The organism is Rhizobium sp. Leaf371, from assembly GCF_001424045.1.
Classification (GTDB): Bacteria; Pseudomonadota; Alphaproteobacteria; order Rhizobiales; family Rhizobiaceae; genus Ferranicluibacter.
This window is the reverse complement of the sequence record NZ_LMQB01000001.1, coordinates 352,087-375,331: the sequence shown is the minus strand read 5'-3', so window position 1 is coordinate 375,331 and position 23,245 is coordinate 352,087. Positions and strand designations below refer to the sequence as shown.

At 63.6% G+C, this 23,245-nt stretch carries 24 protein-coding genes; 15 read left to right on the top strand and 9 right to left on the bottom strand.

Annotated features, from left to right (window positions below; translation table 11 throughout):
• Window positions 1-145: 145 nt before the first annotated feature.
• The 4 genes from ASG39_RS01665 to ASG39_RS01650 all read left to right on the top strand — a co-directional run bounded on the left by ASG39_RS01665 (window position 146) and on the right by ASG39_RS01650 (window position 3,615).
• Window positions 146-1,132 carry a glutathione S-transferase family protein gene (locus ASG39_RS01665; protein ID WP_062592193.1) on the top strand — a complete coding sequence of 329 codons (987 nt, stop codon included), beginning with the start codon at window positions 146-148 and terminating at the stop codon, window positions 1,130-1,132.
• A gap of 79 nt (window positions 1,133-1,211) precedes the next feature.
• Entirely contained in the window at window positions 1,212-2,120 is a 909-nt protein-coding gene (locus tag ASG39_RS01660; protein WP_062592191.1) for a metallophosphoesterase, read from the top strand.
• Window positions 2,121-2,296: 176 nt separating this feature from the next.
• Window positions 2,297-2,785, top strand: a complete 489-nt coding sequence (locus tag ASG39_RS01655; RefSeq protein WP_062592189.1) for a sigma factor — start codon at window positions 2,297-2,299, stop codon at window positions 2,783-2,785.
• Between the two features lie 2 nt (window positions 2,786-2,787).
• Complete coding sequence (locus ASG39_RS01650; protein ID WP_062592187.1) at window positions 2,788-3,615, top strand: anti-sigma factor; 828 nt, start codon at window positions 2,788-2,790, stop codon at window positions 3,613-3,615.
• A 78-nt stretch (window positions 3,616-3,693) separates the two neighbouring features.
• Here the strand turns inward: ASG39_RS01650 and leuA are convergent, their stop codons facing one another.
• Window positions 3,694-5,403, bottom strand: coding sequence for a 2-isopropylmalate synthase (gene leuA / locus ASG39_RS01645; protein WP_062592185.1), 1,710 nt, complete (start codon window positions 5,401-5,403; stop codon window positions 3,694-3,696).
• 211 nt (window positions 5,404-5,614) lie between these two features.
• Entirely contained in the window at window positions 5,615-5,740 is a 126-nt protein-coding gene (locus ASG39_RS24655; protein WP_274533663.1) for a hypothetical protein, read from the bottom strand.
• A 165-nt stretch (window positions 5,741-5,905) separates the two neighbouring features.
• Between ASG39_RS24655 and ASG39_RS01640 the strand changes: the two genes are divergently transcribed.
• Both ASG39_RS01640 and ASG39_RS01635 read left to right on the top strand, forming a co-directional pair.
• Window positions 5,906-6,181 carry a type II toxin-antitoxin system prevent-host-death family antitoxin gene (locus ASG39_RS01640; protein WP_062592183.1) on the top strand — a complete coding sequence of 92 codons (276 nt, stop codon included), beginning with the start codon at window positions 5,906-5,908 and terminating at the stop codon, window positions 6,179-6,181.
• A complete protein-coding gene (locus ASG39_RS01635) occupies window positions 6,181-6,573 on the top strand; it encodes a type II toxin-antitoxin system VapC family toxin (protein WP_062592181.1) in 393 nt (130 codons plus the stop codon). The genes ASG39_RS01640 and ASG39_RS01635 overlap by 1 nt, the downstream gene beginning before the upstream one ends.
• A 54-nt stretch (window positions 6,574-6,627) precedes the next feature.
• Here the strand turns inward: ASG39_RS01635 and ASG39_RS01630 are convergent, their stop codons facing one another.
• Window positions 6,628-7,209: an ATP-dependent Clp protease proteolytic subunit gene (locus ASG39_RS01630; RefSeq protein ID WP_062476226.1), complete on the bottom strand. Its 582-nt coding sequence runs from the start codon at window positions 7,207-7,209 to the stop codon at window positions 6,628-6,630.
• A 276-nt stretch (window positions 7,210-7,485) separates the two neighbouring features.
• Here ASG39_RS01630 and ASG39_RS01625 point away from each other — a divergent pair, with 276 nt between their 5' ends.
• Together ASG39_RS01625 and ASG39_RS01620 are read left to right on the top strand one after the other, a co-directional pair.
• Entirely contained in the window at window positions 7,486-8,070 is a 585-nt protein-coding gene (locus ASG39_RS01625) for a HupE/UreJ family protein (protein WP_062592179.1), read from the top strand.
• 206 nt (window positions 8,071-8,276) lie between these two features.
• A complete protein-coding gene (locus ASG39_RS01620; RefSeq protein ID WP_062592177.1) occupies window positions 8,277-9,101 on the top strand; it encodes a DUF2076 domain-containing protein in 825 nt (274 codons plus the stop codon).
• Between the two features lie 40 nt (window positions 9,102-9,141).
• Here ASG39_RS01620 and queF read toward each other — a convergent pair whose 3' ends face one another.
• The 3 genes from queF to ASG39_RS01605 all read right to left on the bottom strand — a co-directional run bounded on the left by queF (window position 9,142) and on the right by ASG39_RS01605 (window position 13,006).
• A complete protein-coding gene (gene queF / locus ASG39_RS01615) occupies window positions 9,142-9,606 on the bottom strand; it encodes a preQ(1) synthase (protein ID WP_062592175.1) in 465 nt (154 codons plus the stop codon).
• Window positions 9,603-10,571: a cation diffusion facilitator family transporter gene (locus ASG39_RS01610; protein WP_062592173.1), complete on the bottom strand. Its 969-nt coding sequence runs from the start codon at window positions 10,569-10,571 to the stop codon at window positions 9,603-9,605. The genes queF and ASG39_RS01610 overlap by 4 nt, the downstream gene beginning before the upstream one ends.
• A gap of 245 nt (window positions 10,572-10,816) precedes the next feature.
• Window positions 10,817-13,006 (bottom strand): anthranilate synthase, encoded by a 2,190-nt coding sequence (locus ASG39_RS01605; protein ID WP_062592171.1) that lies wholly within the window; start codon window positions 13,004-13,006, stop codon window positions 10,817-10,819.
• Between the two features lie 351 nt (window positions 13,007-13,357).
• Between ASG39_RS01605 and ASG39_RS01600 the strand changes: the two genes are divergently transcribed.
• Window positions 13,358-14,395: an extensin family protein gene (locus ASG39_RS01600; protein ID WP_062592169.1), complete on the top strand. Its 1,038-nt coding sequence runs from the start codon at window positions 13,358-13,360 to the stop codon at window positions 14,393-14,395.
• A gap of 9 nt (window positions 14,396-14,404) precedes the next feature.
• Here the strand turns inward: ASG39_RS01600 and ASG39_RS01595 are convergent, their stop codons facing one another.
• The 3 genes from ASG39_RS01595 to ASG39_RS01585 form a co-directional block, all read right to left on the bottom strand.
• Complete coding sequence (locus ASG39_RS01595; protein WP_062592167.1) at window positions 14,405-15,538, bottom strand: DUF2333 family protein; 1,134 nt, start codon at window positions 15,536-15,538, stop codon at window positions 14,405-14,407.
• 124 nt (window positions 15,539-15,662) lie between these two features.
• The gene (locus ASG39_RS01590) at window positions 15,663-16,037 is read right to left on the bottom strand and encodes a cytochrome c family protein (protein WP_244481120.1); all 375 of its coding nucleotides are present in this window, start codon (window positions 16,035-16,037) and stop codon (window positions 15,663-15,665) included.
• Window positions 16,038-16,111: 74 nt separating this feature from the next.
• Entirely contained in the window at window positions 16,112-16,693 is a 582-nt protein-coding gene (locus tag ASG39_RS01585) for a thymidine kinase (RefSeq protein ID WP_062592165.1), read from the bottom strand.
• A 400-nt stretch (window positions 16,694-17,093) separates the two neighbouring features.
• Between ASG39_RS01585 and ASG39_RS01580 the strand changes: the two genes are divergently transcribed.
• The 6 genes from ASG39_RS01580 to ASG39_RS01555 all read left to right on the top strand — a co-directional run bounded on the left by ASG39_RS01580 (window position 17,094) and on the right by ASG39_RS01555 (window position 23,182).
• The gene (locus tag ASG39_RS01580; protein WP_062592163.1) at window positions 17,094-18,050 is read left to right on the top strand and encodes a choline ABC transporter substrate-binding protein; all 957 of its coding nucleotides are present in this window, start codon (window positions 17,094-17,096) and stop codon (window positions 18,048-18,050) included.
• Window positions 18,051-18,291: 241 nt separating this feature from the next.
• Window positions 18,292-19,137 (top strand): choline ABC transporter permease subunit, encoded by an 846-nt coding sequence (gene choW / locus ASG39_RS01575; RefSeq protein ID WP_062592161.1) that lies wholly within the window; start codon window positions 18,292-18,294, stop codon window positions 19,135-19,137.
• Window positions 19,134-20,183: a choline ABC transporter ATP-binding protein gene (gene choV, locus ASG39_RS01570; protein WP_062592159.1), complete on the top strand. Its 1,050-nt coding sequence runs from the start codon at window positions 19,134-19,136 to the stop codon at window positions 20,181-20,183. Before choW ends, choV begins: the two co-directional genes overlap by 4 nt.
• A 97-nt stretch (window positions 20,184-20,280) precedes the next feature.
• Window positions 20,281-21,021, top strand: a complete 741-nt coding sequence (locus ASG39_RS01565; protein WP_062593311.1) for a HugZ family protein — start codon at window positions 20,281-20,283, stop codon at window positions 21,019-21,021.
• A 120-nt stretch (window positions 21,022-21,141) separates the two neighbouring features.
• Window positions 21,142-21,483: a metalloregulator ArsR/SmtB family transcription factor gene (locus ASG39_RS01560; RefSeq protein WP_062593309.1), complete on the top strand. Its 342-nt coding sequence runs from the start codon at window positions 21,142-21,144 to the stop codon at window positions 21,481-21,483.
• A 370-nt stretch (window positions 21,484-21,853) separates the two neighbouring features.
• A complete protein-coding gene (locus ASG39_RS01555) occupies window positions 21,854-23,182 on the top strand; it encodes an aspartate aminotransferase family protein (protein WP_062592157.1) in 1,329 nt (442 codons plus the stop codon).
• Window positions 23,183-23,245 lie beyond the last annotated feature (63 nt).

The following is a 23,245-nucleotide window of genomic DNA, read 5'->3' as shown; positions in this document are numbered from 1 at the left end:
AGAAAAAGCTGGTGCGCCGATAGCAGAAAAAAAACGCATCACCAAGTGAAAACGCAGCGTTCACCGCGGCGCGCCTATGCCGAGGTTGCCGGTCTCCTATCTTGTGTGGCATCGAAGACACCGCAACAACCGAGGGAAGCCATCCATGGGCATGCTGGTCGAGGGCATCTGGCACGACGTCTGGTACGACACCGCGTCGACCAAGGGGCATTTCAAGCGCTCCGAATCGCAATTCCGCAACTGGGTGACGGCCGATGGCGCGGCCGGCCCAACGGGCGAAGCCGGCTTCAAGGCGGAAGCGGGACGCTACCACCTCTACGTCTCGCTCGCCTGTCCCTGGGCGCATCGCACGCTAATCGTCCGGGCTCTCAAAGGCCTCGGAGACCTCGTCTCCGTCTCGGTCGTCGATTATCTCATGCTGTCGAAAGGCTGGGAGTTCGGGGAGCGTGCGGGCGACACGCAGGATCACCTCTTCGGCGCCAAGGCTCTTTCGGAGATCTACGTGCGTGCCGACCCGAAATATTCCGGCCGCGTCACGGTTCCCGTTCTCTGGGACAAGGCGCAGAACAAGCTCGTCTCCAACGAATCCGCCGACATCATCCGCATGTTCAACACGGCGTTCGACGGCCTGACCGGCTCGACGCTCGACCTCTACCCGCGCGATTTGCAGAGCGAGATCGATCCGGTAAACGCGCGCATCTACGATACGGTCAACAACGGCGTCTACAAGGCCGGATTCGCCACCACGCAGGACGCCTATGCGGAGAGCGTGAAAGCCATTTTCGAGACGCTCGACGATCTGGAGGCGCGGCTGTCGACCCGGCGTTATCTGCTCGGCGACCGCGTGACGGAAGCGGACTGGCGGCTGTTCACGACGCTCGTGCGGTTCGACCCGGTCTATGTCGGCCATTTCAAATGCAACATCCGCCGCATCGCGGACTATCCGAACCTTCAGGCCTATCTGAAAGACCTCTACCAGACGCCCGGCGTCGCCGGCACGGTCGATATGCACCATATCAAGCATCACTATTACGAGAGCCACAAGACCATCAACCCGACCGGCATCGTGCCGGAAGGGCCGCTGCTCGATCTGGACAGCCCGCACGGCCGCGAGCGCCTGGCGGCCGCGTAACGCCTCATCGCGTTCCGCATTGTGGCAAAAGCGTGCCGCAGCGGTTAGCTTTTCCCGTGATATGCGCTAGGTAGAACCCATGTTCAAACTTGCGCATATCTCCGACATCCATCTCGGTCCTCTTCCCAGCCTGTCCATCCGCGAACTTGCCTCGAAGCGTATCACCGGCTTCATCAACTGGCACCGCAACAGGCGCAGCCATATGGTGGGAAACACGCTGAACGCGGTCATGGATGCGATCGACCGGATCGATCCAGATCACCTCGCCATTACCGGCGATATGGTCAATCTCGCCTCCTCGCGGGAGATCGAGGCGGTGACGGCCTGGCTGCAGGACGCCGGCGAGCCGCGCAACATCTCGGTCATCCCCGGCAATCACGACGCCTATGTGCCGGGTGCCTACGAGAAGGCGACGAAGGCCTGGTATCCCTTCATGCGCGGCGAGGATGCGCCCGCGGTCTGGGACGAGGACTTTCACTGCTACCCCTATATGCGCGTCCGCGGCAATGTCGCGATCATCGGCTGCTCGACCGCGCTTGCGACCCCGCCCTTTGCCGCCAGCGGCTATTTCGGCCGTCGCCAGGCCCGCGAAACGGTGAACCTGCTGCGCGCCGCGGGCGAAGCCGGCCTGTTCCGCGTCGTCATGATCCACCATCCGCCCATCCGCGGCGCGACTCCGACCCACAAGCGCATGATCGGCATCCGCCGCTTCGGTGCCACGATCTCGGCCGGTGGTGCGGAGCTCGTGCTGCACGGGCACACTCACCTCAACACGGTCTATTCGCTGCGCGGCCAGAAACTGCCCGTCCCCGTCGTCGGCATCGCCTCGGCGTCGCAGGGCCCTGGCGGTTCCAAGCCGCCGGCCGGCTTCAACCTCTTTTCGATCTCCGGAAACCCCGGAAACTGGAAGCTTCTGCGGGAGCGTTTCGAGCTGAACGACACCGGCCGCGGCGTGCATCTGGCGGAAACCACGCGGTTCTTCGCCTAGACACCCATCCACCACATCGTGATCGGCAAAAAACCGTGATACAACCGTGGCTCGACTTGCGAAGCGGCGTGCGATGGTTTCATATCTGTTCGGTTAGACGAAGCGGAACCGACGGCCCGGCGCTCGCAAGACGCGCAGACGGCAAGGCTCCGAACAAAACCTCCGCAGGTGAAAGCATGCGTCCAGCACAGGAATCGATCGACATCAGCCGCGATCTCGTCAGTCTGCTGCCGAGACTGCGGCGCTTCGCGCTGACGCTGACGCGCGACGGCCTGCAGGCGGACGATCTCGTGCAGGCCGTCTGCGAGAGAGCGACCGGACGACAGCCGGTCTGGAACGGTCATGGCCGGCTGGAAGATGCCCTGTACATCCTGGCGCGCACCCTGCAGGACGAGGCGAACGGTCGCAAGCGCGTGGCGGCCGATCCCCGCGTCGGTTCGGCCTCGGCAGGCGGAGCGACCAGCGGCGATGCCGTCCAGCAGATGATGATTGCGATGCCCGAGGGGCTCGCCAGCGCCTTCCTGCTGGTGGCCGTCGAGCAGAGAAACTACCGGGACGCCGGCCATATTCTCGGCCTGGCGCCGGATGTCGTCGCGCACAAGCTTGCGACCGCACGCCTGCGGCTGGCGGCGATGGCGTCCGATACGACGGAAAGAAGGGCCTGATCTTGCAGCACACGAAAAGTCCCACCATCGAGGCGCGGCTGTCGGCCTATCTCGATGGCGAAGTGGACGAGAACGAGCGTCGGGAGATCGACCAGCTTCTGGCAAGAGATGCCGAAGCCCGACGCCTGCTCGAACGCCTGAAACAGGGAAGTGCCTTCGGCGCGACCGGCTTCGAGGCCGTCCTGCACGATCCCGTGCCCCTGTCGCTCGCCCGTCGCATCCGCCAGGGCACGGATATCAACCCGAAACAGGAACGCGTGGTCGGCGCGCCTCGGCGACAGCGGCGCAAGCTCTGGCGCGGCGCCCTCGCCGCCTCCTGCGGCATGCTTCTCATCGGCGGCTCCACAGGGTACCTCATCGGCCGCACCATCGACGACAACACGCCGTCGGCGCCCGTGGTCAAGGCGCGCACCTGGCTCGACGATGTCACGGATGCTCACCGGGTCTATGCGCGCCAGCCGCGCCACCTGGTCGAGATCACCGCCGAGAACGATGAAGAGATCCGCAACTGGCTGACCGCCAGCACCGGCGTCGCCTTCACCATCCCGGATCTCACCGCAAGCAAGCTGACCTTCCAGGGCGCCCGCCTGCTGGTGGCCGCGGGCAAGCCGACGGCACAACTGCTGTTCAAGGATGAGGACGGCGAAGTTTACGCCATCTGTTTCCAGCGCTCGCCGACCACCGATGACAGCGGCCGCATGACGGAAGGCATGCGCGACGACCTCGCGCTGATCTCCTGGAACGAGCCGGGCGCCGCCTATGTCGTCGTCGGCCCTTCGGCGACGGCCAATTTCAAGGACCTCGCCGACGCCATCGCCGACGTGATGTAGGTCGCAAAAACCCCCGGGCGTTTCCGGCCGGGGGTCGATGTCGTCGCCAAGATCAGGCGCAGGATCAGGCTCTGGCGATCAGACCGCCTGCTCCTCGATCACCCGGTTGGCCGCCGAAACGATCGCTTCGAGCGATGCGGTGACGATGTTGGTGTTGATGCCGGCGCCGAACAGCTTGCCGCCCTCGTACTGCACCTCGACATAGGCGATGGCGGCGGCGTTCGAGCCCTGCTGCAGCGAGTGCTCCGAATAGTCGGCAACCGAGATATCGACACCGAGATAGAGCGATAGCGCATTGATGAAGCCGTCGATCGGACCTGTGCCGCGTCCCTCGATCATCTTCGTCTCGCCACGGTCGGTGATCTCGGCCTGCACGATGCGCGCGCCGCGATGCTCGCCGAGCGGCAGCGTCGTGTGATCGACGTAGCGGATGCGGGCGCCCGGCTGCTCGATATAGCGCTCCAGGAACCGCGCATAGATCGCCTTCGACGGCATCTCCTTGCCCTGCTCGTCGGTGATCCGCTGGATGTCCTCGCGGAACTCGACCTGCAGCGGCCGCGGCAGGTTGATGCCGTAATCCTCCTGCAGGATATAGGCGATGCCGCCTTTGCCCGACTGCGAGTTGATCCGGATGATCGCTTCATAGGAACGACCGACGTCGCGCGGATCGATCGGCAGATAGGGCACTTCCCACTGCGGCTTGTTGGCGACCTTGATCGCCTTCATGCCCTTGTTGATCGCATCCTGGTGCGAGCCGGAGAAGGCGGTATAGACCAGCTCGCCGACATAGGGGTGACGCTCGGTGATCGCCATCTGGTTGGAATATTCGTAGACATCCTTGATCCGCTCGATGTCGGAGCAATCGATCTGCGGATCCACGCCCTGCGTGAACATGTTCAGCGCCATCGTGACGATATCCACGTTTCCGGTGCGCTCGCCATTGCCGAACAGCGTGCCTTCGACCCGGTCCGCACCCGCCATCAGGCCGAGCTCGGCAGCGGCGATGCCGGTGCCGCGGTCGTTGTGCGGGTGCAGCGAGATGATCAGGTTCTCGCGATTGTCGAGGTTGCGGCACATCCATTCGATCTGGTCGGCATAGATGTTCGGTGTGGACATCTCGACCGTTGAAGGCAGGTTGAGGATCAGCTTGTTCTCGGCGGTCGGCTTGATGATCTCGGCCACGGCATTGCAGATCTCCAGCGAGACCTCCAGTTCCGTACCCGTAAAGCTCTCCGGCGAATATTCGAACCGGAAGTCGCCGCCGGCCTTCGCCGCCATATCGGCAATCATCTTGGCCGCATCCGTGGCGATCTGCTTGATGCCGGCGACGTCCTTGGCAAACACCACGCGGCGCTGCAGCTCGCTCGTGGAGTTGTAAAAATGCACGATCGGCTTGTTGGCACCCTCCAGAGACTCGAAGGTCCGCGTGATCAGTTCCGGACGGCACTGCACCAGCACCTGCAGGGACAGGTCCGTCGGGGTACTGCCCTCTTCGATGCACCAGCGGGCGAAATCGAAGTCGGTCTGCGACGCCGAGGGAAAACCGATCTCGATTTCCTTGAAGCCCATATCGACCAGCAACTGGAACATCCGCGCCTTGCGGTCATGCCCCATGGGATCGACGAGCGACTGGTTGCCGTCGCGCAAGTCGACGGAACACCAGATGGGCGGGCTCGAAATCGTCTTGGAAGGCCAGGTGCGGTCGGTGATCGGCACCTGCGGATAAGACTGATACTTGACGGCGGCCGAGGGCATGCCCTGTTTGACGGTATGGGATTTCAGGATCATTTCGGTTCTCTTCGACTTCACAGCGTCCGGCATGGGATGTGCGGGGCCAGATCGCTGTCACGGTGAAACGTCGCGCGTGCTGCCATAGCCGATCGGAGGCCGGTTGACGATGGCAATGCTGAGCCAAATTCTGGAAAAGGCTGCGGAGACGTCGGATTCTAGCGGAGGCTAAGGAGCTGTGCCGGTGGGCTTGTCGGCCACCGGGCGCTCCTTAAAGAACCCGGCAACCGCGCGTAAGGCCGAGAAGAAGAAGCGAGGTGAAAGCGCGCGAGCGATCGCGAACGACGGTCCGTCCACGGGAAAACTGCTCGATGATCTTGGCGCTGTTCTTCGACATGTCGGGCTCTATACCCGGCGCCGAAAGAAAGGGCAAGGCCAGATGAAGAAAAAGGCAATTGCGCCTGTGGAATGCAACGTTTGACGCGAGCCCGCAGCTCCCTCTCCGGTCGAACCCTGGCTGCACACAAATTGCAAATTTCTAATTTGCAGCTACAATATCGACATGACCACGATCCCGATCCGAGACGCCAAGAACCGCCTGACCGAACTCGCCCGCCGCGTCGAAGACGGCGAGCGCTTCACCGTGACCCGCGACGGCAAACCGGTCATGGAGCTTGTTCCGGCGAAAGAAAAGGTCGGCATCGATTGGGAGGGGCTGGAAGCCTTCAAGCGCGAAAAGGGTATCACCCATTTCTTTGGGGAGATACCGGCGGATTTCGATGACCCGCTGCCCGAAGACTTTTTGATCACGCCACTCCCGCTTCCGACCAAGAGTTGATGCCGCGTCTTCTGGACACCCAGATCTTCATCGCTTTGCTCGAAGGTCGCTCCGAGCAGCTCCCGGCCGCTGTCCGGCATGAAGTCCAAGCCGAACGGGGTGCCCTCTATGTCAGTGTGGCGAGTCTTTGGGAGATTGCGATCAAATCGCGGATCGGCAAGCTTCCGCTTCGTACCCCTTTGGACGGCCTTCCGGACGCTGCAAGGCAGGCAGGATTGACGCTTCTCCCCATTGACGAGCATCACGCCCTCCACACCATCTCGCCGGAGCCGCCGACCCGCGATCCGTTCGACAGGCTGCTGCTCGCCCAATGCGCCATCGAGCGCATGCGGCTCGTCACCATCGACCGCGCCTTGGCCGCCCATCCGCTCTCGGCAACCGCCACCCCATAACGAAAAACCCCGCCGGCAAGCGGCGGGGTCCAGAGTGCGTCCAGAAAAGACGGCTCAGATGTCGGCGACGTTCGTGACGATCCGCGACACCAGGCCATAGCTCTTGGCGTCTTCGGCAGACAGCCAGTAGTCACGATCCGTGTCCTTGGCGATCTTTTCGATCGGCTGGCCGGTTGCTTCGGAGAAGATCCGGTTCAGGCGCTCGTTCATCTTGATGATCTCGCGTGCCTGGATCTCGATGTCGGATGCCATGCCGCGCGTGCCGCCCGAGGGTTGGTGCAGCAGGAAGCGCGTGTTGGGCAGGCAGAGGCGCTGCTCCTTCGGCACCGAGACGTAGATCAGGGCGCCGGCGGAAGCGACCCAGCCGGTGCCGATGATCCAAACCTTCGGCTTCACGAACTTGATCATGTCGTGAATGCTGTCGCCGGATTCGACGTGGCCGCCCGGCGAATTCACGAAGATGCGGATATCTTCGTCGCTGGCCGACGAGAGCGCCACGAGCTGCGAGCAGACCTTCTGCGCCAGTTCCTGGTTGATCGGGCCATAGATGAAAATCGAGCGCGACTTGAAAAGGTTCGCCTCAGTTTCCTTGCCCAGGGGCAGTTCCGTCTTCTTGTCGTCCTCGTCTTCGTTCATCCGCTGTCTCCCGCGAAATTTCAGGTGTCTACCCGCTCAGATAAGGCGACTCGACCGCGATGACAATGCAACAAACACACGAGCCGCGGCAACAGAGACGCGGCTCGGCAGACACGTGCGCCTTCACCATGCTTAAGGGCCGGGCTTTCGACCTTGCCCCGGGGCATTTGCCGTATGGACAGGGCGCGACGGCGGATTAGGATGCGGGTTCGAACGATAACCGCGGCGCGCCTCCCAAGCCGATCCACTTCGCCGCCCTGAACCGAGGGGACCATCATGACACGTCGCTTTCTCGCCGCTGCCGTCGCGGCTTTCGCCCTGTCCGCCGCACCGGCCTTCGCACATCTCGACCCGAGCGAACATGGATCGATGATGGCAGGCATCGCCCACCCGCTGACGGGCCTCGATCACGTGCTGGTCATGGTGGCCGTCGGCCTCTGGGCGGCACAGCTGGGCGGCCGCGCGCGTCTCGCGGTGCCCGTAGCCTTCGTCGTCACCATGGGCCTCGGCTTCGCACTCGCGCTCTCCGGCCTGACTCTGCCCTTCGTCGAGCCCGCCATTCTCGCCTCCATCGTGGCGCTCGGCCTGTTGGTCGCGATGGCGGTGCGCATGCCGGCTGCGGCCGGTGCCGGCGTGGTCGGCCTCTTCGCCCTCTTCCACGGCTATGCGCATGGCGGCGAGATCGGCGCAGCGAGCGCCCTGCCCTTCGGTCTCGGCTTTGCGCTGTCCACCGCCGCCCTGCATGCGGCGGGCATCGGACTTGGCATGTTCATCGGCCGCCTGGGAAATGCCGGCATCGTCTCGCGAGCGCTGGGCGTGGCGACAGCCGTCGCAGGTGCCGCGCTCATCGTGACCGGCTGATCGCCTGCCCGGCGCCACGCGCATCAGAAAAAAACTTTTCTGCCCCGCCACGATCCGGCCCTGAAAAGCCGGATTTGCGGACTGTAGTCGATGACATGGCATCCCTGCCAGCGTGGATCGGGCGGCGTCCTGCCGCGAGACCGATCCATGAGGAACCGACAAGCGACGACATCATTTCCGTATGATCCAACGCTTGGGAGACGACCATGTCACCGGAAGAACAATCCCTTCTCAGCGGCCTTTTTGAACGGGTCCGTACCGCCGCCTCGACGCCGCGCGACCGGGAGGCCGAAACCCTGATCGATCAGGCCGTCCGCGCCCAGCCCTCGGCGCCCTATTATCTTGCGCAAGCCGTCATCGTTCAGGAAAAAGGCCTTGAGGCCGCAGCCCAGCGGATCGAAGCCCTCGAAGCTCAGCTCCGTCGCACCGAAGAGCGTCTCCACGAACTGGAATCCAGACGCGACCACGCGCCACGCGACCACGCGCCAGGCGAAAGCGCCTCGGGCGGTTTTCTCGGTTCGCTCTTCGGATCGTCCGAAAAGCCGCAGCCAAGACCGGACGCCAATCGCAGCGGCGAGGCCTCCCAGCCCGATCGCCTGGCCGCCGGAGGCCCGTGGGGAAGCGCACCACGGACAGCCTATCCTGCGTCCAACCCGCCCTACCAGCCGCCGTATCAGGCACCGCCGCAAGCCTCGTCAGGCGGCGGCTTCCTGCGCGGCGCCATGGGCACCGCCGCGGGCGTTGCGGGCGGCATGCTGCTCGCCAACTCGCTCAGCGGCATTTTCGGCAACCATATGTCGTCGCTCGGCCTTGGCGGTGCGACCGAGACCGTCGCACCGATCGAAGAGACCACGATCAACAACTATTACGGCGACGATGCGGTGACGCAGGCCTCGGATACGACGCCTGACGCCGCCCCGGACCAGAACGGCGCAGCCGATAATGACGGCTGGCAGCAGGCGGATCTCGATCCGTCGCCCAACGACGATTTCGACGCCGATTTTAGCGGCGACGACACGATGGATGTCTGAGCCGGAGCGCCTGTCAGGCCCGCATTGACCGGAACAGGCCCTAGCCGCGGCCGCGATAGGGCTGGACACCCTGGTCGGGCAGCCAGACGCCTTCGGGCGGGCTGCCCGTCTGCCAGAACACGTCGATCGGAATACCACCGCGCGGATACCAGTAGGCGCCGATCCGGAGCCACTTCGGCGACAGGAGATCGACGAGACGCTTGGCGATGTCGAGCGTGCAGTCCTCGTGGAACGCACCGTGATTGCGGAAGGAATGCAGGAAGAGTTTCAGCGATTTCGACTCGACCAGCCAGCCATCGGGCACATAGTCGATGACGATATGGGCGAAATCCGGCTGCCCGGTCATCGGGCAGAGCGAGGTGAATTCCGGCGCCGTGAAGCGCACGACGAAGTCGGTACCGGAATGATTGCTCGGCACGCGCTCCAGCACGGCCTCGTCGGGGTTGGTTGCGCCGGACACGGCCTGTCCCAGCATGGACAGTCCGGAAACGTCGGTCTTGCTCATTCGTCTGTTCCTTCTGCTGGCCGCCTTGCGTCGACAAGGCCGCGATCGTCGCGGTTGGGCGTGACCTTCACGCGGATGCCGTGGGCTTTTTCGCTCTCGGGCTCGATGTGGATGGCGATCTTGGCAGCAGCGTTGACCGCACGGATCGCATCCTCGATGCGGTCGCAGATCTCATGCGCCGCCCCGACCGTCATGTCGGCCGGCACCACCATGTGGAAATCGACGAAGATCACCGAGGCCGCCTGCCGCGTCTTCAGGTCGTGGACGCCGAGGGAGCCCGAAGCGTTCGCGGCGATCGCCGCGCGGATCTCCGCATCCTCCGCCGTTTCCACCGCCCGGTCCATCAAGCCGCTGATGGAACCGGCGATGACCTTCCAGCCCTGAAACAGGATGTTGAACGCGACGACGACCGCGAGCAGCGGATCGAGGATGGTATAGCCGGTGACGATCGCCAGGACGAGGCCGACCAGAACCCCGCCCGAGGTGACGACATCGGACATGATGTGGTGCCCGTCGGCCAAGAGCGCCGGCGAGCGCAACGCCTTGCCGGCGCGCAGCAGAATGGTCGCCCACACCGCATTGACGACACCGGCGGCAAGGTTGATCGCAAGCCCGAGGGCCGGCGCCTCGAGCGGTTGGGGCGAAAGAACGGCGGGCACGGCTTCGTAGACGATCAGGAGCGCCGCGACGACGATCAGCACACCCTCGATGACGGCGGAGAAATACTCGGCCTTGTGATGTCCGAACGGATGGTCGTCGTCTGCGGGTTTCGCGGCATAGCCGATGACCACGAAGGCGACGACGGCGGCAACGACATTGACGATCGATTCCAGACCGTCGGACAGCAGCGCCACGGAGCCTGTGAACCACCACGCCGCCAGCTTCATGCCAAGCACGAGAAGCGACAGCGGAATCGTCCAGAAGGCGAGCCGCTGGGCGCGGTTGATGGTGCTGGTCGTCGTCATGGATGAACCTCCGGTCGGCAGCCCTGCCGACCTCTCATGCCGTTGACGCGGAACGCCACGCCATCGCTGACGGCGAGACGCCCTGAACGTCGGATGATTCTGGAATGCCTGATCTGTGCGGGTCGCCGCGCGCCCCGACCAGTGGGGGCGTCACGTCCCGCAAATGTGCTCGAACGATAATGCCCGCACCCTTTCGCGGAAAAGGCACGGGCATGCAAGACCCTAAATGCAGCGCAGGCCGGTTGTCAGGCGGCCTTCACCTTGACGCGCTTGGCGAGGTTCGCCACCACGTTCTCGATCATCCGCATGCCGGCATCTCCACCGAGCGTCATGATGGATTCCGGATGGAACTGCACGGCGGCGATCGGCTCCTTTGTGTGCTCGATCCCCATGATCGTGCCGTCCTCGCTCTCGGCCGTGATAATGAAGTCGCGCGGCAGGGTCGAGGGATCGGCGAAGATCGAGTGATAGCGCCCGACGGTGACCTCCTTGCCGAGGCCGGAGAAAACGAGGCCCGGCTCCAGCACGCGAATGCGCGACGGCTTGCCGTGCATGGGCACGGCGAGCTGCCGCAGATCGCCGCCATAGGCCTCCGCCAGCGCCTGAAGGCCGAGGCACACGCCGAAGATCGGCAGATCGCGCGCCCGCGCCTTCTTGATCGTCGCCTTGCAGTCGAAATCCTTGGGCCGGCCGGGACCGGGCGACAGCACGACGAGGTCCGGCTTCAGCCTGTCCAGCAGTTCCTCGGCGACCGGGGAGCGCACCGTGTTCACGGTCGCGCCCGTCTGGCGGAAGTAATTGGCAAGCGTGTGGACGAAGCTGTCCTCATGATCGACGAGCAGAATGTTGACGCCGGCGCCGACAGGCGCGACGTCGCGGGCCTGCTTGCCCTTGGCGGCGGATTTCGCATCGCGAATGGCGGAGATCATGGCGGAGGCCTTCAGTTCGGTTTCGGCTTCTTCCTCATGCGGATCGCTGTCGTTGAGCAGCGTCGCGCCGGCCCGTACTTCGGCGATACCGTCCTTGATGCGGATGGTGCGCAGCGTCAGCCCGGTGTTCATGTCGCCATTGAAGCCGACCATGCCGATCGCACCGCCATACCATGCGCGCGGGCTCTTCTCGTGGCTTTCGATGAAGCGCATCGCCCAGAGCTTCGGCGCGCCGGTCACCGTGACCGCCCAGGCATGGCTGAGGAAACCGTCGAAGGCGTCCATGTCGTCGCGCAACCGGCCTTCGATGTGATCGACCGTGTGAATGAGCCGCGAATACATCTCGATCTGGCGCCGGCCGATGACCTTGACGGAGCCGGGCACACAGACGCGGCTCTTGTCGTTGCGGTCGACGTCGGAGCACATGGTCAGCTCGGACTCGTCCTTCTTGGAGTTCAGCAGCTTCAGGATCTGCTCGCTATCGGCGATCGGATCGTCGCCGCGCTTGATCGTGCCGGAAATCGGGCAGGTCTCGATGCGGCGGCCGGACACGCGCACGAACATCTCCGGCGACGCGCCGACCAGATATTCCTGATGACCGAGATTGATGAAGAAGGAATAGGGCGATGGGTTGATCGCCTTCAGCCGGTTGGAAATCTCCGATGGGCGGCTCTCGCAGCGCTCGTAGAATTTTTGCCCCGGGACCACCTCGAACAGGTCGCCGCGCCGAAAGCTCTCCTTGGCCTTCGTCACCAGCTCGGCATATTCGCCCGGCCGATGGTCGCCATGCGGCGGAATGCTGTCCACGACGCGGAAGGGTTCGGCCGGGATATCGCCCGCCTTGCCGAACGTCGAGCGGTCGCCGAGCGCGAAATCGTATCGATCGATCCACGCCTTGGCGGCGTAGTGATCGACCACGAGGATCTCGTCTGGAAGAAACAGCACCATGTCGCGCTGATCGTCCGGACGCTTCAGCGTGAAATCGATGGCATCGAACTGGAATGCGAGGTCGTAGCCGAAGGCGCCATAGAGGCCGAGGCTTGCATCTTCGGCCGAGAAGAACAGCGCCGTCACGGCTCTGAGCACCGTGAAGACGGTCGGCATCTTCGAGCGTTCTTCCTCGGTAAAGACATGGTCGGGCGTGTCGATCGTCAGGTCCAGCCGGCGCAGGGCCAGCGTTCCCAGGGTGATGTCCTTCACATCCTTCAGATGGTCGGCAATGATCGCCAAAAGCACTTCGCCGCGCGCATTGTAGGCTTCGATCCAGAGCGAGCGACCGAAGGAGGAAATACCGAGCGGCGGATCGACGATCGCCGTATCCCAGCGCGTATAGCGGCCGGGATATTCGTAGTTGGACGAGAACACGGCGCCGCGGCGCTCGTCGAGCTGATCGACATAGGTCGAGATCGCATCGGCATAGGACGCTTCGCGCCGGCGACGCGTCACGCTGATCCCGCCCTGCGTCACATAGGCTTCGGCACCGTCTTCAAGCTTGGTCGTCGACATTCGTTCGCTCCGTTCTGGCTCGGAAAACGAGCACGGCCAGAATGCAAAAAAGCCGCCTCGAAACTCCGGGCGGCTTATCGTAAAAATCCATCACGCAGGACTGATCGAGGCCGCTTTAGCGAGCCCACCACCAGACAGAAAGGATGAGTGCGTTGATCATGAAAAACTGTTAGCGCGCGGCGGCCCGTCTGGCAAGCGGCAAGCACGGCAAAAGCAGGCCCCGCGACGCGGCACCGTGGCGAAAGCGCGACACCCGACAGCAAACGCTTCGACCCACCCTCGCCGCCGGCCGTGTCGCACCTAGTTCACAATGACCGGCCGAAGCGCCGCCAGAAACTGGATGGGTCCCCGATGCGTCGACGTCTTCCGCTGCTTTTCCCCCTGATGATCCTCCCGGCCGTGCTGATCCTCACCGGCGCCGGCCTGCCGGAAGCGGGTCCCGTGCCGGAGACCAAGCCTGCAACCGCCGGGGCGCAGGCTGCTCCGCCCGAGGCGCCTGCGAAAGAGACCGATCAGATGAGCACGGACGGACAGCCGGTGGAACCGGCAGCGACGGACGAGGTTCCCAAACCCGAAGCAAAACCTGTCCCGCCCGCGCAGGAGACGAAACCCGGCGAGGAGACCAAACCGGCCGATCCGGGCGACAAGGCGGAAAAGCCTGAAAAGCCTGAAAAGCCTGAAAAGCCCGGAGATCCCGATGCGGCCGCACCGGGCAAGACACCAACTGAGCCGGCATCCGGTGACGCAAAGCCCGACGCAAAGCCGGGAGAAAAGCCGCCCGAGCCGAAGACCACGACACCGGCCGCCGAACTCGTCATCACGCCGGAAGAGCCGGCCGCCTATGCGCAATGCCTGACGGACCTCAAGGCGCTTGGCGTGACCTTCTCGGAAAAGCCGCGCATCGACGACGGCAAGGGCTGCGGCATCGACAAGCCGATTTCCGTGACCGAAATCCTGCCCGGCATCAAGCTTGCGCCAGAGGCGACGCTGCGCTGCGAGGCGGCTCTGGAACTCGCGCGCTGGACGAAGGAAGCCGTGATACCGGCGGCGCGCGTGGCGATGTCGGAGGATGGCGCGCTGAAGACCATCAACCAGGCTTCGAGCTATATCTGCCGCCTGCGCAACAATGCCTCCACCGGCAAGATCTCCGAGCACGCCCGCGGCAACGCGATCGACATCGCCTCCTTCACCTTCAAGAATGGCGAGTCGATCGCGATCCAGCCGCGCGACGAGGACGGAACGCTCTCCGGCGCCTTTCAGCGCGCGGTCACGGCCACCGGCTGCCTCTATTTCGAGACGGTGCTCGATCCGGGCAGCGACGAGGCGCACGAGAACCATCTGCATTTCGACGTGCTGCAACGGCGCGGCAATTACCGCTACTGCCGCTGATCTCCAGCCTCACCGAGAGAGGATGTCGCGCATTTCCACGAGATTGGACCGGACGCGCAGGATATAGAAGCCCATCGTCGCCAGGTGCGTCGGCATGATCCAGCCGTCCTCGCGGCCGTTCGAGATGATGGCCGGCTGGATGCGCAGAGCGGCACGCAGCTGCTTCAGGCTTTCGGCCCAGATCGGCGCCAGCCCGCGCTGGGTAATGACGCCGTCGAAATCGGCGCCGGCCGCCGCCATGACGCCGTAATAGCCATAGAGCTGACCATAGGCGAACCAGAAGCGGTCGTCGGCGCGCGTGTCGAACCAGCCGCCATCGTAATTTTCCGAGCGCTCGCGGATCATCGCCGAGGTATTGCCGATATCGTTGGAGATGCGGTCGATGAACTCCATCAAATTGTCGGCGCGTCCGTCGAAGGTCGCCTCGCATTTCACGAGGCTGTCGTTGAACGCCTGCAGATCCCGCTTGGCGGAGCGATAGAAGCTCGGGGTCGGCGTCTTCGGGCCGAACGGGTCGAGACCGAAATACCAGGCGCCCTCATCGAACTGCATGTTGCTGCGGGCCTTCTGCAGGTTCTCGTTGATACCCGACGTGCCCCGTACGCGTCCGAGCGAATCCACCAGCTCGACCGTCGTGCGCCGGATCGCCTGGTTCACGCCGCGCTGAAAGGACGCCTTGTTGTCGAGAAACGGGGTGTGATCCCAGTCCATGCCGAACAGGCCGACCTTGTAGAGCAGCATGGAGGAGATCCAGGCGTTCTCGTCGACATTGAAATCGATGAGATCCGAGGCGACATCGACGATGGCCGAGCGCTCGCAGGTCGCTGTGGCCGGCGCGGCCGCACCCGGCGCCAGCTTCACCGGCAGGCCGGCATCGGTCTTGCGTTCCGCGAAATTATACCGGTTGACGTAGTCGGGATCGAAATTGGTCCAGGCCTGCGTCGTGAAGAGAAAATAGCCATAGAGCCCGGCGAACAGGATAACGATGGCGGCCACCGGACCCTTGACGATCCAGCCGCCGCTCGACCGGAACCAGCCGGCAAAGGTGACGAAGGGATAGAGGAGCCAGGAAACGGCGATGCCTAAGCCCCGACCGATCGTTGAAAAGAGGCGCTGGAAGAACGCGACGACCGGTTCGAGCATGGAGGCGTGTTCCTTGTGATCATGGCCCGGTGACGATGGCCGGGGACGATAGTCGGGCTTTCTGCCCAGCCTGACATAGGCGTCGCAGCCATCCGCCACAACCGGCATCCGCCCACCGCGCGCTTTATTGCGCAGCCGTCCCCTTCAGATAGGCGATCACATCGGCAATATCCTTGTCGGATTTCAGACCCGCAAAGCTCATGCGCGTTCCCGGCACCATGGCGCGGGGCGCCACGAGATAGGTCGAGAGCCGCGCCTCGTCCCACACCTTGCCGTCGCTCCCGAACGCGCGCATCGCATCCGAATATGTATAGTTTTCGACATGCGCGACCGGCCGGCCGACGACACCCTGAAGGCTCGGTCCGACCCGGTTTTCCGGCGCGGTCGCCGTATGACAGGCGCCGCATTTTCGAAACACACGCTCACCGGCCGCCGCATCGCCAGTGCCGGTCGCGGGACCGGTGCTGGGGCCTCCCGCCTGGGCGGCGCCGGCAAGCATGGGAAGTGTGATCATGAGACAGAAGGCAAAGGCGATGCGCATGGCACGCTCCCGTGAAAGAAATCGGACGGACGTTACTCTTCCCGCATCCGGTCGTCCCAGTGCCGACGGCAGTAGGACACGTATTTCTCGTTGCCGCCGATCTCGACCTGCGCGCCCTCATGCATGACCCGGCCCCGACCGTCGAGACGCACCACCATCGTCGCCTTGCGGCCGCAATGGCAGATGGTGCGCACCTCGCGCAGCTCGTCCGCGATCGCGAGCAGCGCTGCGGATCCCGGAAATAGCTGGCCGCGGAAATCGGTGCGCAGACCATAGGCCATGACCGGAATGCCGAGCCGATCGGCCACCCGGGCAAGCTGCCACACCTGCGCCTCGCTGAGAAACTGTGCCTCGTCCACGAACACGCAGGCCGCATCCGTCTGCGAGATCGCCGCCTTGACCAGCGCATAGAGATCGTCCGTCACGCGAAAGGTGATGGCGTCCGACGACAGGCCGATGCGCGAGGAGACGCGTCCCTCCCCGGCGCGATCGTCGAAGGCCGCGATCAGAACCACCGTGCGCATGCCGCGTTCCTCGTAATTGTAGGAGGATTGCAGCAAGAGGGTCGATTTTCCCGCATTCATCGTGGCGTAGTGGAAATAGAGCTTTGCCATGCCGACGATCCTTCCGGGTCTTTGAGGGCGTTCCTCGGGTCTCGGTGCGCGTCGCGCGGTGGAGCCCACCTCGGCGTACCCGGCGGCTTCATGCCTGACCGGACGAGATTTGACCAGTGCGCTCCGGCCATTCTTGCCTCTGGCACCTTTGCCTTCGAAAGCGGATGCCTTATGTTGCCCAGCGTGAACGCTCGACCGTCTTCCTGCCGGCCCAACGGCGCGCTCCGATCCGCGGCCCTTTCATGTCGATCGCGATCATGGAATGCGCCATTGCGACATTGGCTGTCGCATCAGGGGCCGCGTGAGTTCGAGAGCGCAATACACTGACCGGACTGTCGGATCTGAACTTGCTGTGGATCCGACGCTCTTTCTGACGTCATAACAGGGGAACAAAAAACCAATGACCAGAAATTTCGCCCGCCTTCTCGCACTGTCCGCCGCCGTTTCCTTGACTGCGCTGAGCACCGGAACCGCCTTTGCCGCCGACCCGGCAAGCTGTGCCACCGTCCGCTTCTCGGATGTCGGCTGGACGGACATCACGGCGACGACGGCAACCGTCGCCGCCGTCGTCGAGGCGCTCGGCTACACGCCGGATATCAAGGTGCTGTCGGTTCCCGTCACCTACCAGTCGCTGAAGAACAAGGACATCGATGTCTTCCTGGGCAACTGGATGCCGGCGCAGGAGAAGGACGTAAAACCCTACCTGGACGACAAGACGGTGGAATCGCTCGGCGCCAACCTCGAAGGCGCCAAGTACACGCTCGCCACCAATGCCAAGGGCGCCGCGCTCGGCATCAAGGATTTCTCCGACATCGGCAAGCACAAGGACGAGCTTGACGGCAAGATCTACGGCATCGAGCCGGGCAATGACGGCAATCGCCTCGTCATGACGCTGATCGAGAAGAACGAGATGGGCATGGGCGGCATGGAGATCGTCGAAAGCTCCGAGCAGGGCATGCTGTCGCAGGTCGCACGGGCGGAGAAGGACGGCAAGCCGGTCGTCTGGCTCGGCTGGGCGCCGCACCCGATGAACTCAAGCTTTGAGATGACCTATCTCACCGGCGGCGACTCGACCTTCGGCCCGAACTTCGGCGGCGCGACCGTCTACACCAACACGCGCGCCGGCTATGTCGCGGAATGCCCGAACATCGGCAAGCTGATTTCCAACGTGAAGTTCAACCTCGATATGGAAAACCATATCATGGGCAAGATCCTCAACGACAGCGAAGAGCCCGGCACCGCGGCGAAGGAATGGCTGAAGGCCAACCCGACCGTCATCGAACCCTGGCTCGCCGGCGTCACGACGCTGGACGGCAAGGACGGCCTGCCGGCCGTCAAGGCGGCCCTCGGCCTCTGATGCGAATGCGCAAAAGGCGGGGGAAACCCCGCCTTTTGCGCACAAGCCCTGATGATGGGGCCTTCAAGACGAGGGCTCTCTGTCTCGCGGCTTTCAGATCGGCATTCGGGCTTACCCAAGCCCTCGTCTCCCAAGATCCGTCTTTTTTCGGTCCGGGCTTTGCGATCCGCGCTCTTGCGGTCCATGATGTCCAGGCGATCGATGTCGTATCATCCGTCACTCTTTCAGGAGAGGATCCCGCATGGATTTTCTGACAGGACACCGTGTTCCCATCGGCCAGGGCGCAAAGGCCTTCGTCGACTGGTTGACGACCAATTTCAGCCTGTTCTTCGACCAGCTCTCACGATTCCTGTCGGGCGTCGTCTCGGCGATCCTCTTCGTTCTCCAATATCCCCATCCCCTCGTCGTCGTCGGCCTCGTTACCGTGCTCGCCTGGTGGCTGCGCCGGTCGATCGGCGTCACGCTGTTTACGGGGCTCGGCCTGATGCTGATCATCAATCAGGGCTACTGGAAGGAAACGACGGAGACGCTGGCGCTGGTGCTCGCGGCCAGCGTCGTTTCCATGGCGATCGGCATTCCCCTCGGCATTGCCGCCGCGCGCCGCGCCTGGGTCTATGCCTTCATGCGCCCCGTGCTCGACCTGATGCAGACCATCCCGACCTTCGTCTATCTCATTCCGGCGCTGATCCTTTTCGGCCTCGGCATGGTTCCCGGGCTGATCGCCACGGTCATCTTCGCCATTCCCGCCCCCATTCGCCTGACCCGGCTCGGCATCATCTCGACCCCTCCATCGCTGACCGAGGCGGCCGTGTCCTTCGGCGCCACGCCGTCGCAGGTGCTGCGCAAGATCGAGCTGCCCTTCGCCATGCCGCAGATCATGGCAGGGTTGACCCAGACGATCATGCTGTCGCTGTCGATGGTGGTCATCTCGGCCCTCGTCGGCGCCAACGGCCTCGGCGTCCCGGTGCTGCGCGCGCTGAACACGGTCAACGTCGCCAAGGGCTTCGAGGCCGGCCTCTGTATCGTGATCCTCGCAATCATCCTCGATCGCCTCTTCCGCTCCTCGGACGAAGGAGAAGGCGCATGAGAGATGCCGTGATCTTCAACAATGTCGATATCGTCTTCGGCGACCGCCCCGAGCGGGCCTTGCAGATGGTCGATACCGGAAAGACCCGCGACGAGATCGGCACGGCCACGGGCCTCGTTCTCGGCGTCGCCGGCGCATCGCTGACGGTGCGCGAAGGCGAGATCCTCGTGTTGATGGGCCTGTCCGGCTCCGGCAAGTCAACGCTGCTGCGCGCGGTCAACGGGCTCGCCCCCGTCGTGCGCGGCAATGTCAGCGTGAAGACCGGCGGTGGTACGATCGACCCTTATCGCACCACGCCGAAAGCCCTGCGCGACTTCCGCAAGCACACCGTCTCGATGGTGTTCCAGCAATTCGCGCTCCTGCCGTGGCGGACCGTCGAGGACAATGTCGGTTTCGGCCTGGAACTGGCGGGCGTGCCCGATGGCGAGCGCCGCCGCCGCGTCGGCGAACAGCTGGAGCTGGTGAACCTGACGCAGTGGGCCGGTCGCAAGGTGCAGGAACTCTCCGGCGGCATGCAGCAGCGCGTCGGCCTCGCCCGCGCCTTTGCCACCGGCGCCCCCATTCTTCTGATGGACGAGCCCTTCTCGGCCCTCGACCCTCTCATCCGCACCCGTCTGCAGGACGAGTTGCTCGAATTCCAGCGCCGCCTGAGGAAGACCATTCTCTTCGTCAGCCACGATCTGGACGAAGCCTTTCGCATCGGCAATCGCATCGCCATCATGGAAGGCGGGCGGATCATCCAGTGCGGAACGCCGCAGGAGATCGTGAAAAACCCCGCCAACCAGTATGTCGCCGATTTCGTCCAGCACATGAACCCGATCACCATGCTGACCGCGACCGACGTCATGCAGCGCGGTCTCGGGCAGCGCCCCTCTCCCGGCGGTGTCAGCGCGACGGCTTCGCCCGACACGCCGCTGATCGACATTCTCGACGCCATGACCCGCCAGCCGGGCTCGATCGGCGTCGTCGAAAACGGCGCCGTGATCGGCACGATCGACGCACAGGACGTGATCGAGGGCCTGACCCGGCATCGAACGCGTCCCTAACGCTAGAGCGTCTTCACAAGCCGGTTTTCCCCTGTAGGCTCGGCCGAATCGATCGCACGCACGTGCGGCCGATGAAGCTTTGAGGATGCGGGGAAGCATGGCGGAAAAACCAAAAGTCTTGCGCGAGACGGATGACGCGGCCCGCAAACTGGCCCGCCTCGTTCTACGCGAACAGCGAAGCGCGGCGATCGGCGTTCTCGAGCCGGACGGCGACGGCTTTCCCTTCGTCAGTCGTGTCCTTCTCGGTTTCGACATCGATGCAGCACCCGTCATCCTCGCCTCGCGCCTTGCCACGCACACGCAGGCCCTGCTCGCGGATGGCAGATGCTCGCTGCTGGCCGGACGCAGCGGCAAGGGCGATCCCCTCGCCCATCCGAGGATCACCGTGCAATGCGAAGCCGAACCGATCGCGCAGGCGGACTTAGGACACACGCGTCTGCGAGACCGCTTCCTCCGGCGTCATCCCAAGGCCGAGCTTTACATCGACTTTCCGGATTTTCTCTTCTTTCGCCTGGTGCCGCTGCGCGCGAGCTTCAATGCGGGCTTCGGGCGGGCCTACGCCCTGACGGCAGACGACCTTTTGATCGCCTCATCGGCCTTGGAAGAAATCGCGGCGGCCGAGGCGTCCCTTCTTGACGAACTGAACAGCAACAAAGATGCTGTAGTAGATCTGCTTGCAGACGATCGCGGCCCTGTTACTGCGGCCTGGCAAGTGACCGCAATCGACGCGGAGGGAATCGACCTTGCACTGGGAGACGCATTCCATCGGGTGGTCTTTCCCCGAGAGGTTGAAAACACCGACGCCCTCCGTGCAATGTTCGTAAAACTTTACCGTTAACTCCCCACAGGTACCCCGAAATCTCGCATAGGGCTGTTGTTCCCTTTATGCGTCATGCCTAATTGTCGTATTCTAGCCGCACCGAGATGGGTGGGGCCAAGACGTCGCATGGAGTATGGCATGGAAACAATTCCTCCCCACCAGCATGAAAAAGCCGAGGTTGCTGCGGATTTTCTCTCGGCTATGGCCAACCCGAAGCGGCTGCTGATCCTGAATGAGCTGGTCAAGGGCGAGATGGCTGTCGGAGCGCTGGCCGCTCAGGTCGGTCTCAGTCAGTCCGCACTTTCGCAGCATCTGTCGAAGCTGAGGGCGCAAAGCCTTGTAACGACACGCCGCGATGCGCAGACGATCTACTACTCGTCTTCGTCCGAGTCCGTTCTGAAGGTTCTTTCGATGCTGTCGGAGATCTACGGCGCACCGGACGCCAAGGACGAAGCGCAGCCGCGTCGCCGCTCGGCCTGAGACCGCGCGACGGGCGGTGCGGACCGGCAGAGGCCGCGACCGGATGCCGCCTGCAGCCTGCGGGTCGACACGTAAAAAATACCCATCCCTGTCGTTTCCGGGATGGCACTGAGAAGTGCGAGGAAGCCAGGAATCAGGGAGGTTCCTGGCTTTTTTCGTTCACGCACCGCTTGTGTCGTAAGATGACAGTTACGTTGCGAGTCCCGATCCTACAACCGGGATACTACAGCCTGCGCGAAGCAGGGTTGTGACGGCACGCAACACATGCGGCATGCCTTGACGCCCTCTGGCCCGCTGGTAGTTTGACCATCGGATAAAAATCGCCGATCAGCTCAAACGCCAGATGGCCCTATTGGCCATGGAGACCGTCATGTCGAACCGCCTGAACGCCACGCCCAACGATCTGCGCGCCTTCTGGATGCCCTTCACCTCGAACCGGCAGTTCAAGAAGGAACCGCGCATGTTCGTCTCGGCGAAGGACATGCACTACAAGACGCATGATGGCCGCACCGTTCTCGACGGCACGGCGGGGCTGTGGTGCGTCAATGCCGGCCACTGCCGCCCGCTGATCACCGAAGCCATCCGGGAACAGGCCGGCGAACTCGACTACGCTCCGGCCTTCCAGCTCGGCCATCCCAAGGCCTTCGAACTTGCCAACCGTCTGGTGGATATCGCGCCGGACGCCTTCAACCATGTGCTTTACACCAATTCCGGCTCCGAATCGGTCGATACGGCGCTGAAGGTGGCGCTGGCCTACCACCGGGTGAAGGGCGACGGCGCGCGCTCGCGTCTCATCGGTCGCGAGCGCGGCTATCACGGCGTCAACTTCGGCGGCATCTCGGTCGGCGGCATCGTCTCGAACCGAAAGATGTTCGGCACGCTTCTGAGCGGCGTCGATCACATGCCGCACACCCACATGCCCGACAAGAACGCCTTTACCAAGGGCGAGCCCGAGCATGGCGGCGATATCGCCTCCGAACTGGAGCGCATCGTCACGTTGCACGATGCCTCGACGATCGCCGCCGTCATCGTCGAGCCCGTTGCCGGCTCGACCGGCGTGCTCATTCCGCCGAAGGGCTACCTCCAGAAGCTGCGCGAGATCTGCACCAAGCACGGCATCCTGCTCATTTTCGATGAGGTCATCACCGGCTATGGCCGTCTCGGCACGCCGTTTGCGGCCCAGTATTTCGACGTCATGCCGGACATGATCGTCACGGCGAAGGGCCTGACCAACGGCGTCATTCCCATGGGCGCGGTGTTCGTGACATCGGAGATCCATGATGCGTTCATGCAGGGCCCGGAGCACATGATCGAGTTCTTCCATGGCTACACCTATTCCGGCAACCCGATCGCCTCAGCCGCCGCCATCGCCACGCTCGACACCTACCGCGACGAGGGCCTGCTCACCCGCGCCGCGACGCTTGCGCCCTATTGGGAAAACGCCCTGCATTCGCTGCGCGATTGCCCGCATGTCATCGACATCCGCAATATCGGTCTCATCGGCGCGATCGAACTCGCGCCGATCGCCGGAGAGCCGACGAAGCGGGCCTTCTCGGCTTTCCTGAAGGCCTATGAGAACGGTCTGCTGATCCGGACCACGGGCGACACGATCGCGCTTTCGCCGCCGCTGATCATTACCGAAGCGCAGATCGACGAGTTGGTCGCCGGCATCCGGACCGTGCTCGAGACCGGCATCTGACGAACCTTCATCCGCGTCCCGTGGGATTTCACCGCTGCGGGACGCGCATGAAGCTGGACCAGC